The sequence below is a fragment of the Rhodoferax sp. GW822-FHT04A08 genome, from assembly GCF_058801025.1.
Genome location: NZ_JBXAMW010000006.1, coordinates 76,251 through 87,953, shown reverse-complemented (window position 1 = coordinate 87,953; position 11,703 = coordinate 76,251). Strand labels below are relative to the sequence as shown.

At 53.1% G+C, this 11,703-nt stretch carries 12 protein-coding genes; all 12 read right to left on the bottom strand.

Annotation, left to right across the window (positions count from 1 at the left end; all coding sequences use genetic code 11):
* Positions 1-52: 52 nt before the first annotated feature.
* Genes AC1RMF_RS13595 through AC1RMF_RS13540 form a run of 12 tightly spaced genes read right to left on the bottom strand, consistent with a single transcriptional unit; the run spans position 53 to position 11,695 of the window.
* Positions 53-751, bottom strand: coding sequence for a transposase (locus AC1RMF_RS13595; RefSeq protein WP_342618810.1), 699 nt, complete (start codon positions 749-751; stop codon positions 53-55).
* 48 nt (positions 752-799) lie between these two features.
* A complete protein-coding gene (locus AC1RMF_RS13590) occupies positions 800-1,267 on the bottom strand; it encodes a glycine zipper 2TM domain-containing protein (protein ID WP_493142094.1) in 468 nt (155 codons plus the stop codon).
* A gap of 44 nt (positions 1,268-1,311) precedes the next feature.
* Positions 1,312-2,244, bottom strand: a complete 933-nt coding sequence (locus AC1RMF_RS13585) for a class I SAM-dependent methyltransferase (protein ID WP_493142092.1) — start codon at positions 2,242-2,244, stop codon at positions 1,312-1,314.
* Positions 2,241-2,822, bottom strand: coding sequence for a DUF1415 domain-containing protein (locus tag AC1RMF_RS13580; RefSeq protein WP_342618813.1), 582 nt, complete (start codon positions 2,820-2,822; stop codon positions 2,241-2,243). The genes AC1RMF_RS13585 and AC1RMF_RS13580 overlap by 4 nt, the downstream gene beginning before the upstream one ends.
* A complete protein-coding gene (locus AC1RMF_RS13575; protein WP_493142090.1) occupies positions 2,822-3,469 on the bottom strand; it encodes a hypothetical protein in 648 nt (215 codons plus the stop codon). The genes AC1RMF_RS13580 and AC1RMF_RS13575 overlap by 1 nt, the downstream gene beginning before the upstream one ends.
* A gap of 37 nt (positions 3,470-3,506) precedes the next feature.
* Complete coding sequence (locus tag AC1RMF_RS13570; RefSeq protein ID WP_493142088.1) at positions 3,507-4,748, bottom strand: deoxyguanosinetriphosphate triphosphohydrolase; 1,242 nt, start codon at positions 4,746-4,748, stop codon at positions 3,507-3,509.
* On the bottom strand, positions 4,733-5,842 hold the full coding sequence (gene aroB / locus AC1RMF_RS13565) for a 3-dehydroquinate synthase (protein ID WP_342618816.1): 1,110 nt from the start codon (positions 5,840-5,842) through the stop codon (positions 4,733-4,735). Before aroB ends, AC1RMF_RS13570 begins: the two co-directional genes overlap by 16 nt.
* Positions 5,843-5,886: 44 nt before the next feature.
* A complete protein-coding gene (locus tag AC1RMF_RS13560) occupies positions 5,887-6,414 on the bottom strand; it encodes a shikimate kinase (protein WP_493142086.1) in 528 nt (175 codons plus the stop codon).
* Positions 6,415-6,421: 7 nt separating this feature from the next.
* Complete coding sequence (locus tag AC1RMF_RS13555) at positions 6,422-8,365, bottom strand: Ig-like domain-containing protein (protein WP_493142085.1); 1,944 nt, start codon at positions 8,363-8,365, stop codon at positions 6,422-6,424.
* Positions 8,362-10,491 (bottom strand): type IV pilus secretin PilQ, encoded by a 2,130-nt coding sequence (locus AC1RMF_RS13550; protein ID WP_493142083.1) that lies wholly within the window; start codon positions 10,489-10,491, stop codon positions 8,362-8,364. The genes AC1RMF_RS13555 and AC1RMF_RS13550 overlap by 4 nt, the downstream gene beginning before the upstream one ends.
* Complete coding sequence (locus tag AC1RMF_RS13545; RefSeq protein ID WP_342618818.1) at positions 10,488-11,030, bottom strand: pilus assembly protein PilP; 543 nt, start codon at positions 11,028-11,030, stop codon at positions 10,488-10,490. The genes AC1RMF_RS13550 and AC1RMF_RS13545 overlap by 4 nt, the downstream gene beginning before the upstream one ends.
* On the bottom strand, positions 11,027-11,695 hold the full coding sequence (locus AC1RMF_RS13540) for a type IV pilus inner membrane component PilO (RefSeq protein ID WP_342618819.1): 669 nt from the start codon (positions 11,693-11,695) through the stop codon (positions 11,027-11,029). The genes AC1RMF_RS13545 and AC1RMF_RS13540 overlap by 4 nt, the downstream gene beginning before the upstream one ends.
* Between the last annotated feature and the right edge of the window lie 8 nt (positions 11,696-11,703).

Here is an 11,703-nt window from a genome sequence, read left to right as displayed (position 1 = left end):
TTCTCTCTCTAGATTAATTGGGGACATATAAAATCCCAATTACCAGACTATGCTACTGTTGCTTTTTTTCTCTTGCTGGCCGCCCTGGCTGCCCTTTGGTGAGACGTCTGGAGGTCTCCTTCTGGAGCTTCTCCACAAACACGGCGTCGCCCAATGCCCAGCCCTTCAAGGTTGAGTCCGTCAGCGTCTGCTGGAGACTACTGGCAATTCCCTCTTGCACCAACGCCCCGTAAGCGGCTTCACGTGCAAACGGGGTATTACCCAGTCCCCAAAACTGTGCGTGCGGTGTAATCACCCGGTCTTGCCTTCTTCCCACGTAATGGCCGTGGCTGGACCACTCGTAGTCCGCGGCGGAGGCCGCAATTCCGGCTCTCACCGGATTGGCATCCATATAGACCATGCAAGGAAGAACGTATTTCTCCGGTTGCAAAACCGTGCAGCGGTAGCGCCCATCCCACAAAGTGCCGGTCCTAGCCTGTGCATCGTTGAAATAGCGCACATAGCGGCGACCAATTGACTGCAGCATTTGTGGCAATCCGTCGGCGGCGATCGGTGTCGCAAGCAAATGAAAGTGATTGGGCATCAGCACATAGCCGTGCACGGCCACGTCAAACTCCCGCGCGTACTCCAGCACAAGATTCAGCATGTACTGGTAATCTGAAGGTCGCAGGAATATGGGCTGACCGTTATGCCCTCTTTGGATCACGTGGTGGGGCAAGCCCGGGAAGCTCAAACGGGGCAAGCGTGCCATATCAAACGGTCCCGCAGTACGGTGGCGCCATGCCGCAGGAGCGCACGGTTACTTGGGCGCTTTGGTAACGCGCACTTTGCCGCCCGTCGTCACAATGATTACAGGATCCCCTGCCTCCAGCTTTTCCGTACCTTTGGCTTGCACAATGGCGCGACGCTCGCCCCCTTTGAGCTGCACCAAAATTTCCAACGCATCATCGCGCGTGGCATAGCGCTCAATCATGTTACCGGCCGCAGCTCCCGCCACACCAGCCAGCACACCCAGAACTTGCCCCTCGCGCTGTACACCACTTCCGCTGTAGCCGCCAATGGCTCCCACCACGCCACCAACCACGGCGCCAGCACCAGATTGACTGCCGTCAATGGTGACGGAACGAACCGAAAGAATCACACCGTCTTCCACCTGCGCCATGCGCTGCGCCTCACCACGCTGAACGACATCCGGACTGCTGGAAGCGCAGGCACCCAAGACCGCCGCAATGGCCACAACCACAGCAATACGAATTGCTTTTCTCATCTGGAACTCCACAAACTATTTAGAGGGGACCGCACCATAACGGTTTAAACGGCCATTTCGTTGTCTGCCTGATTGTCTGGCAGGTGTGTAAAGCGGGTGTCAAGCAGGGATTCAATCCCAAATTCCTGCAGGATTGCGCGCAATCTCTGCGCCGCGCTACGTTTCTTTTGGCCGGTATAGCGGGCAAGAATGAGTTCGTTCTTCATGCTGTGCTCCCACCCCACCAGCTCGGTCACCGTCACATGGTAGCCACAGGCCTCCAGATACAGGCAGCGCAACACGTTGGTAATTTGGCTGCCGATCTCACGCGTATGCAAGGGATGGCGCCACAGTTCGGCCAACGGCGTTCGGGACAGTGACAGAGCCTTGCTTTGGTTCAGATGACGGGCAACCTCTGCCTGGCAGCACGGCACCAGGACCATGGCCCGGGCTCGCTTCTGCAACCCAAAGGTAATGGCATCGTCGGTTGCCGTGTCACATGCGTGCAATGCGGTAACCACATCGACGCGGTCGGGCAGTTTGCTGCTCTGGCCCGATTCGGCCACCGTGAGATTGAGAAACGACATGCGGTCAAAGCCCAGTCTGGCTGCCAATTGGGCTGACTTGTCAACCAGCTCCGCTCGTGTCTCTATTCCATAAATGTGTCCAGCCGCATGGACCTTGAAATACAGGTCATACAGAATGAATCCAAGATAGGACTTTCCTGCACCATGGTCCGCCAGACTGAAAGTCTGGTGCTTCTCCGTCTGCAGTTCATCGAGCAGTTTTTCGATGAACTGGAACAGGTGATACACCTGCTTGAGTTTGCGTCTCGAGTCCTGATTGAGTTTGCCCTCACGCGTGAGGATGTGCAATTCCTTGAGCAATTCAATCGACTGCCCCGGCCGCAGTTCCGCCGCCAAAGGATTGACTTCCAGGCCAGCTAAGGACGCCCCTTGGGATGAGCTCTTGCGGGATTGTGGTTTGGTGTGCTTCATGAGGGGTCTTCGTCGGTCGCACGCGCGGCCAAGTCCAGTGCGCCCCAACCGTCAGCGCCTAGGCGTCGCATTGTTTGCATATTGGTTTCGAATATGGCTTCAGGATTCGGGAATGCCGCCACCGCCCTATCCACACTTTCTTCACGCAACAAATGCAGCGTGGGATATGGCGCCCGATTTGTGTAATTGGTGATGTCTTCCGGATCCGTATCGGCAAACTGGTACTTGGGGTGCAAGCTGGCAATTTGCAATACGCCGTCCAGATCCAGATCGACCAGCAATTGATCAGCACGTTGCAGGAGATCATTGAACTCCAGGAAATCAGAAAATCCGTCCGGCGCAATGAGCAACGTCGTGTCCAGAATCGCCGCGTCGGTGTCAACAAGATGCAGCAATTCCCGCTTCAAGTCCGCCAGCAGGCCCTTCGCGCGCGACGCGTGGCTGACGGCATAACGTACCTGCCGTTTTACTTCGACGGATTTGGCAAATGGGCACAGGTTGAGACCAATCACTGCCCGCTGAACCCAGCGGCGCGTGTCCTCCTGCACGGTCTTATCTCTCTCTGAAATTTGAGACATTATGGAAACCTGCTTGGCTGCGCCACTATGAGCTTCGCCAATTCGTCCATCAGGTTGCTGTTGACGCGCTCCGATTCAATGGGAATTGTGAAAACCCCAAAACCCTCTGCATTGGCAACCCGAAACACCAGTTGTGCAGCATCGTGATCTGCGGTGACCATCACGCCTCCTCTCGCCTGGGTTGTGTATTCAAACCGCACGGATAGAAGACTCCTTCGCTCGGGGTGTCTATGCTCTTTGCGCTCATAAGAAACACCGGCTAGATCCAACATCCTTTGCACATTGTCCGCATCCGGCAAGAAGCTGACAATCACCGCTCCACCGACAGGAATGCCCATCTTCGGGATCATTGTCCAACCTATGGAGATCGTGTCAAAAGCTTCCTTATCCCGCAAACTCTTCTTGCGGGCATCCGCGCTGAACTTGACTAACTTCATGGCAGGCCAAGGCGTATTGCCATTCAGAATAAACCGAGGCCCTGTTGGCTCAATAACATTCAATTGCTTGGCCAATTCACGCAAGTAATGCGACACGATTTCGCATGCCGCTTCTGTCTTGACAAAGTTGACAGAAAGGTCACGCGCATTGTCTGAATTCTGATTGGTCAGCTCCGCCGCCTGTGACTTCAATTGATCCAAAAATCCCACAGGGCCTCCACTACGTTTTTCATTTTCTAGATTTCGGTCACGCCACCGTTGGAAGCACACGCCGCCCAGTAAGGCGGTGATGTTCCCTGGAAGCAAAACGATCTGTCATGCCGGCGATGTAGTCTGCCACGCTCCGCTGCAATGCGGGTCCCGCATCCCAGGTTGCGACCGTTTCCAACTGGGACCTCAGCGCGAAACCTGCTTGCATCTCCTGAGGCCTCTCACAATATGCCTCGAACAACTCACGCACCACCGTCTTGGCCTGCTCCATGGTTTGCACGACTTGCGGGTGCCGATATAGATGCGCAAACAAGAAGTGCTTGAGTTGTGAAGACCGGGTTTGCATATCCAAGTCAAACTTCACCAAGGAGCCACTTTGCCGCACATCTGCAAGCTGTTGTACGCCTGCCTTTTCAATGGCTTCTGAAGTAGCATCAATCACGTCAAACACTTGGGCGCTCAACATCAAGCGGATGCTCTCGTACACCAATCGGCGCTTTTGATTGGGTTGCCGCAAGTGGGCATGTGCAATCTGGGCCTGTTCGCAATATTCCAGAAAAAGCGGTACGTCTTGTAACTGCTCCAAAGTGATCAATCCAGAGCGAATCCCATCATCTATGTCATGGGCGTTGTACGCAATTTCATCAGCCAGATTGCATAGCTGCGCCTCAAGACTGGGGCGCGCACCGGTCAAAAAACGTTGCCCCACCCCGCCCAGGCCATCGGGGTAGCTGTGATCAGCGGCTTCCAGCAAGGTAGCGTTGACGCGCGAGCAATGCTTGAGTATCCCTTCACGTGTTTCAAAAGTCAGGTTTAGTCCGTCAAATTGCGGGTACCTTTCTTCCAGCAAGTCCACCACGCGCAAGCTTTGCAGGTTGTGTTCAAAGCCACCGAATTCAGTCATGCACTCATGCAACGCATCCTGGCCCGCATGACCAAAAGGTGTATGTCCTAAATCATGCGCCAGGGCTATGGCCTCCACCAGATCTTCATTCAGATGAAGCGAGCGGGCAATGCTACGACCGAGTTGCGCCACCTCCAGCGAGTGGGTAAGCCGTGTTCGAAAAAGATCGCCTTCATGGTTAAGAAACACTTGTGTCTTGTAAACCAGTCGCCTGAACGCAGTGGAATGCACAATGCGGTCCCGATCTCGCTGGTAGTCCGTTCTCGTGGGCGCCTTGGTCTCAGGAATACGCCGTCCGCGGGTCTGTGATGGATCACACGCATACGGCGCGAGACCGGTTGCCACCGAAGAAGATTGATCTAGTGTGTGCAGCATGCATCGATCACTTCGCGCACCATTGCATCTGGCGCACCACGCACACAGGCTCTTGAAGGCCCGTCAATCAGCACGAACTTGATTTCGCCGGCATCCGACTTTTTATCCAGACGCATAAGCTGCAGATAGCGCCCGGCGTTGTCCGCAGCATCCAATATTGGCCCCACAACTGGTAAACCGGCACGAACAACCAGCGCCGTCAGCCGCACGACAAAGCTCTCATCAACCAATCCCAGCCGCCTGGATAGCTCTGCCGCCATAACCATGCCGCAACCGACAGCCTCACCGTGCAGCCACGCGCCATAACCCATGCCGGCTTCAATGGCGTGACCAAACGTATGTCCAAAATTCAGAATTGCACGCAGACCGCCCTCACGCTCATCCTGTGCAACTACCCATGCCTTGATTTCGCAACTACGCCGCACAGCGTGGGTCACCGCATCCACATCGCGCGCCATCAGCAGATCCATGTTCTGCTCCAGCCATTCCATGAAGCCCATATCCGAGATCGGACCGTATTTAATGACCTCCGCCAGACCCGCACTCATTTCCCGGGCAGGAAGTGTCTTCAAGGTGTCCAGATCGCAAATCACCCGTAACGGCTGGTAGAACGCTCCAATCATGTTTTTGCCTAGGGGGTGATTGATGCCGGTTTTCCCACCCACCGAAGAATCCACCTGTGAGAGCAAGGTGGTTGGCACTTGAACAAAGGGTACGCCGCGCATGAAACTTGCGGCTGCGAATCCGGTCATGTCGCCGACGACGCCACCGCCAAGTGCCACAAGCAGGCACTTGCGATCGCAGCCGTTTTCTAAAAGCGCATCAAATATCAGGTTCAAGGTCTGCCAGCTCTTGTGCGCTTCGCCATCGGGCAACGACAAGGTAATGACCTTGGGAAATTTCGCACGCAGCAACTCTTCCAATTGCCTTGCATAAAGCGGAGCAACCGTCTCGTTGGAGACGATCAGTACCGAGGTGGCCCGTGGAAGCGCCTCCCACATGGTTTTTTCAACCATGAGATGGGAACCAATATGGATGTCGTAACTGCGCTCCGCCAAATCAATGGCGACTGTTTGGAAATTTGGCTTGCTCATAGCTCAAGTTTAGAGCTTTTGCAAAAGCTCCCTCCGGCGCAGATTTAGGGCTGTTGACCCGCGCCAGATAGCTCCAATTGCATCACGATCATGTTGACCAGCGTAGAAACAGAGGGTCGACCAGTCTCCAACACGAAATGCGCCACCTCCCGATACAGCGGATCACGTTCGGTATACAGGGTCTTGAGTTTGTGCATGGGATCTGCCACCTGTAGCAAGGGGCGGTTGGAGTCATGCCGCAAGCGGCGAAAAAGCTCTTCCGGTGTCGATTTGAGATACACCACCTGCCCGCGCTCACGCAAATGTTGCCGATTCTCAGGACGAAGCACCGCCCCGCCACCGGTCGACAATACTTTATCTGCGCCTTGAGTCAAGGTATCCAGGACATCCTGCTCAATGTCGCGAAAACGTGCTTCGCCTTCACGCTCGAAAAACTCACGAATGGAGCATCCGATGCGGGCCTCGATCTCGTGGTCCGAATCCACAAAAGGAAGCTGGAGACGCCGGGCCAGCTGCCGCCCTACGGTGGTCTTCCCGGAACCGGGAAGACCGACTAACGCAATCACTCGCAAGCCTAAATCAATAAGGTGAGGGTGGCAATATGCAAGCAGTCACAGTACCACTACTGTCCACAGTCATATCGACTGTGTTGGCTGGCAATCGGAATATCAAAGCACTACCAGACTCAGTGGTGCTTGAGTTCGCTACAGTTGCAGTAATTTTGTCAACAATCCAAATAGCAGACGCCTTTAAGTACGTAAGACTAAAGGATGCGGAACCATTTGAATTGGTTTGAACAGAAGAAGGTATCGCACCTCCCATTGAGTTTTGAGGGGTTAAAAGACCATCAGATTTACCTGCAGTTGGCGCTGGCAAAGCATTTGATGCTGGGCACTGTCCCGTCGTGTTAACAGTAATTGGTGACCGAACGCCGTCTTCACCAGCATCAAGCGACCCGTTACCATTAGCATCCTCTGAACAATAAGTTCCGGTCACTGTACAGAAAGAGCCCGTACTAAAAGCCACTGGCCTGGCGCGCAATGTAACTGTTGCATTTGACACCGGATTATTGTTTGAATCCGTTACCTGAACTGCATAGTCTTGAATATATAACGTCTTATCCGATGACTCTCTCAACACGGAGGCTGCACCAAATGAAACAGAAAAAGCCTGACCTCCAATCGTGAGTGCTACTGGAGCACTGGATGAACCAGATCCAGTTTGTACACTTGTATTTTGTATCTGCGCTGAGACTGTAATGCCGTTTTGGACGGTTGCCGAAGTACCTGAGTAGAAATCCGCATACGCAAATCCAGTCCCGTCTGTCAATTGATAGGCCGGCGTAAGGTATTCGCCTGCATTCGGCCCTCCCGTGAAGGAGAACAAGATAGGGACATTGGCGACACCTTGCCCATTGTATTTTGCTTGGGCAACTATCCTTGTACTTGGCGTCGAGGTGCTAGTTGCCAATGGCAGCGTAGTGGGACTAGCTGTCAAAATAACCTGATTCGCAGAAGAAGCGGGCGGGGAAGCGTACAGCACCAATGTCGCAATGTGTGTGCCATCAGAAATCGTAATATCTGACCTGCCTCCGGTGGTTGCCGTCAGGTTGGCGGTGTAGGTGCCCCCATTCACCGTAACACCACTGAAAGTTCCGCGTGTCGCACTGAAATTCAGTGTGGAACCTGATGCAGCAGAGACAACAATTTGTTGCGCAACCCCTGTAACAAATACAGAATTATTAGGCGGTGAAGTTACTACAATACTCGCCCCACCCGTAACCGTAAATGCAAAAGACTTTGCATTTCCAAGCGAGGTAATATTTACGCTAGCAGATCCAGGAGCTAAACCAGTTACGGAAACAGTAGCCAATCCGTTAGCATTGGTCGTTGCAGTAACAGCGCCTAAACTCAATACACTACTATCTGTGACGGCAAAGGTAACCGTTTTATTGGCAACTGCCGCCCCTTTTGCGTCTGTCACAACTGCATTCAAAGTGAAGGCACCGCCACCAACAACTAATGCACTTCCAGCTGGGCTGGTTACTGTTAACTTTGCACCGTTGACCTGAACTTGCAATGTCGCAGCACTAGCGGAGCAACCAGAGCAACTTGCAGTCACTGTTGCTATTCTGGTCGACAAGTCCGCATTGTTTGCAGTCAATGTAACAGTTGTAGTTCCAGTTGTGGCATCTGTTGTAACCACTGATGCACTCAAAACCGAATTTCCTGTAGATGCCAGCCCGATGGTCGCACCTTTGACTAAGCCATTTGACGAGTCCAATGCACGTACTGTCAAAGTAATTGTGGACGTGCCGTCGGCGTCTAGAGTCAACGGATTTGGCGCTGTGAGCAAAATGCTCGCGACAGAAGAAGTTGCAGTAGTGGTTGACGTGGATGTTGTTGGCGAGCTTGCATTTCCGCCGCCACCTCCACAAGCTACCAGCACAGCAGCCAGCAAGACCCCGGCTATTGACTTAAATATTGACATCGTGAGTGCCCTGTTCATTTCATAAGTATTCAATTTGACGCACTTCTATCAGCCAAAACTCTAGGTGTAATGAAAACAAGCATTTCCTTCTTGTTGGAGCCCTTGGTCGTTCTCTTGAACAAGGCACCCACAAATGGCAGATCGCCAAAGAAGGGAACCTTGTCCACAACATCGCTTGAGTCTTCAGTAAAGATACCACCGATCACGATGGTTCCGCCATTTTCAATCAATGCCTGAGTCTGGATGTGCTTGGTATCAATGGCATAACCACCAGGTGTCAGTTGACCCACCGTGTCCTTGTTGACGTCCAATGTCAGGATAATGCTGCCCTCCGGGGTAATCTGGGGCGTGACCTCCAGCTTCAAGTTGGCCTTGCGGAACTGAATACTCGTGGCGCCACTTGAAGATGCCACTTGGTAGGGCAATTCAGTACCTTGCTCGATAAGCGCTTTGGTTTGGTCGGCCGTCACTACACGGGGGCTGGAAATAACCTTGCCCTTACCGTCGGACTCCATGGCCGAGATTTCAAGGTTCAGGAACCGATTGGCGGATGCATTGAAAATGGACAGAGCGAAGGTGCCAGCCGCCGTACCAGTCACCGGCAAATTCACTGCGCTCGCCGTCTGGTCAACCGTACCACCGGCACCGCTGGAAGCCACAGCATTACTGTAACTGGTACCAAATGCGATTCGGTCACTGCCATTGAGTTGATAGCCACCGTCGCCACCGTTTTGGGCACGCAGATCAGAGCCACCTAGACGAACACCGAGAGCTTTGCTGAATGTGTCGGAAGCCTCCACAATCCTCGCCTCAATCACCACTTGGCGTACAGCAACGTCCAGCTTGGTAATCAAATCCTGAACCTGCTCGAGACGGCTGGGAATATCGGTGACGAATAATTGATTTGTACGGGGTTCCGCAATAACGCTTCCCCTGGAACTCAAAATCCGCGCAGAAACGGAACCCGATGCAACTGCCCCTGCACCACTAATCTGCGTAGCAATATCGGCTGCCTTGGCAAAGTTGATTTGGAACGACTGCGTCTTCACCGGTTCCAGATTCTGAACTGCAGTCATGGACTCCAGATCCAGCTTTTCCTTGGCGGCAATTTCATCCTTTGGAGCAACCCAGATCACGTTACCACTCTTGCGCATGCCCAAATTTTTGGCTTGCAAGATGATGTCCAGTGCCTGATCCCAAGGAACATCCTGCAAACGCAACGTCACTGATCCGTTCACACTGTCCGAAGTAACAATGTTGAAGTTGGTGAAGTCGGCTATGACCTGCAGCAGCGAACGCACTTCGATACTCTGGAAATTCAGGGACAGCTTCTGACCGTTATAACCAATACCTTGGGTCAACTTCTTGGGGTCTACCTTAACCTCTTTGACCTCAACTACGAACTGTTCATCGTTTTGATAGGCCGAGTGCTCCCAAAGCCCTTGCGGCTCAATGACCATACGCACCCGGTCCCCGACTTGCGTAGTGGTAACCGTTTTGACGGGGGTACCAAAGTCGCCAACATCCATGCGACGACGCAGCCCTTCGGAGAGCGATGTCTTCATGAATTCAACAACCAATGCCTTGCCTTGCTGACGAATGTCCACCCCCACATTGCTGTTGGGCAAAGTGACAACCACGCGACCGGAACCATCTGCCGAGCGGCGGAAGTCCACATCCTTCAATGCCTGTACATCGCGTGTACGGTTTTCTGCAAATGTAGAGGTCGCTGTAGCGCTCTTTGCGCTGGCACTGCTGGGGTCCAGCACGACCAACAAAGATTTGCCCTTGATTTCCGCCTTGTATGTCGTTGCCTGTTTCAAATTCAGAACCACACGGGTTCTCTCACCAGCCTGCACAACGCTGACAGACTTCAGATTGCCCTCATTGACCTCAATGGAAGATCGACCCATTGCATTGGTGATCCCAGGAAAGTCCAACGCAATGCGAGCGGGCGACTGAATGGTAAAACCCGTAGGAACTGAGTCGAGCGCCTTTGACAAGTCGATTCGCACATACTCCACCCCGCTTTGCATGGAGCCGGTCACCGATTCAATTGCGTTCTGAGCCCAGCACAAAGGAGCAAGCGTCATCAAGGACAGTGCAAAGAAGATACGACGCCACATGTAAGACCCTAACCCAAAATTATTGATATTCATTTGGACCTCTCCTGCAACTGGAGCGTTGCAACGCGTTCAATCCATTCGCCAACCGCATCCTGCACGATTTCCCGAAGAGTGACCTCTGTTTCCGTGATTTTTGTAACACGACCAAAATTCAGTCCCAAATAGTTTCCAAGTTTGACTTGATACAGCAAGTTGTCGACTTTAACCAAGGCAACCGGCTGCCCAGCCTTGATGATGCTTCCAACCAATGCCATGGAGTCCAAAGGAAAGGCCTCCAATGCTTCTTTACGCCGGGCCAGCTCAGGTGCGACAAGGCTCGCATTGGTGGAAGACTGTGATGAGTCCCGTTTGAGTGCCTGCGTGAGCTTCAGATTGCTGAACGGATCCACCGCCGTCGTATTGGCATATGGTTCAGGTATGAACTGCTTAGGCGGCTGAATGGGGGGAACATGTGGCTTGGTCTGATTGTGCTCCTGCACCATCCAGGCTCGAACATCATCTTCTTTGGACGAACCACAGCCTACCAGTGCAAACCCGGCAATTAACAACAAAGTAATATGAGCGTGCTTCATTTTTTCTTGGGCCCTGAAGCGTTTCTCTGCGCCTTAACCTCATCATCATCAAGGTATCGGAAGGTTTTGGCCGTGGAGTCCATCGCAAGCGCCCCATCCGCCTTGGGGGAAATCGTCAGATTGTTCAGCGTAACAATGCGGGACAAATTGGCAATATCCGAAGCGAATGCGCCTATATCGTGGTACCTGCCCGTCACTTTCAGAGCAATCGGCAGCTCAGCGTAATACTCCTTCACGGCCACCTGACCAGGGCGGAACAGATCAAACTGGAGGCTGCGGCCCAACCCGGCCTGGTTGATATCGGACAGCAAAGCATCCATTTCCGCCTTGCTGGGCAACTGCTTTTCGAGCTGCGTCACATACTGCTGCACCTGTTCGCGCTGCTTCTTCAGCACATCAAGATTGACCGCCTTAGCCAACTTGACTTTGTAATCTTCACGAAGCTTGACCTCTTTAGCTTGCTCTTCTTGCAACGCATCTTGCGAGCCACTCAGCCATACGAACCACAAAACAACCAGCACCACCAATGTTGTTACGCAAAAAAGCGCATACCGCGGAATGGAAGGCCAAACGGACGGATCGCGAGGGTCCAAATTGGAAAACTGGCTCTTCAGATTGTCCTGAAACGCCTGAAAGTCAATCGAAGGTAATGATTTGGTAGCCATGGCTTTAT

Excerpts from the sequence above, each read along its gene's own strand:
- AC1RMF_RS13580 (WP_342618813.1), bottom strand. The coding sequence starts at position 2,822 with ATGTCTCAAATTTCAGAGAGAGATAAGACCGTGCAGGAGGACACGCGC.
- AC1RMF_RS13590 (WP_493142094.1), bottom strand. The coding sequence starts at position 1,267 with ATGAGAAAAGCAATTCGTATTGCTGTGGTTGTGGCCATTGCGGCGGTC.
- AC1RMF_RS13550 (WP_493142083.1), bottom strand. The coding sequence starts at position 10,491 with ATGAATATCAATAATTTTGGGTTAGGGTCTTACATGTGGCGTCGTATC.
- AC1RMF_RS13540 (WP_342618819.1), bottom strand. The coding sequence starts at position 11,695 with ATGGCTACCAAATCATTACCTTCGATTGACTTTCAGGCGTTTCAGGAC.
- aroB (WP_342618816.1), bottom strand. The coding sequence starts at position 5,842 with ATGAGCAAGCCAAATTTCCAAACAGTCGCCATTGATTTGGCGGAGCGC.
- AC1RMF_RS13545 (WP_342618818.1), bottom strand. The coding sequence starts at position 11,030 with ATGAAGCACGCTCATATTACTTTGTTGTTAATTGCCGGGTTTGCACTG.
- AC1RMF_RS13585 (WP_493142092.1), bottom strand. The coding sequence starts at position 2,244 with ATGAAGCACACCAAACCACAATCCCGCAAGAGCTCATCCCAAGGGGCG.
- AC1RMF_RS13570 (WP_493142088.1), bottom strand. The coding sequence starts at position 4,748 with ATGCTGCACACACTAGATCAATCTTCTTCGGTGGCAACCGGTCTCGCG.
- AC1RMF_RS13595 (WP_342618810.1), bottom strand. The coding sequence starts at position 751 with ATGGCACGCTTGCCCCGTTTGAGCTTCCCGGGCTTGCCCCACCACGTG.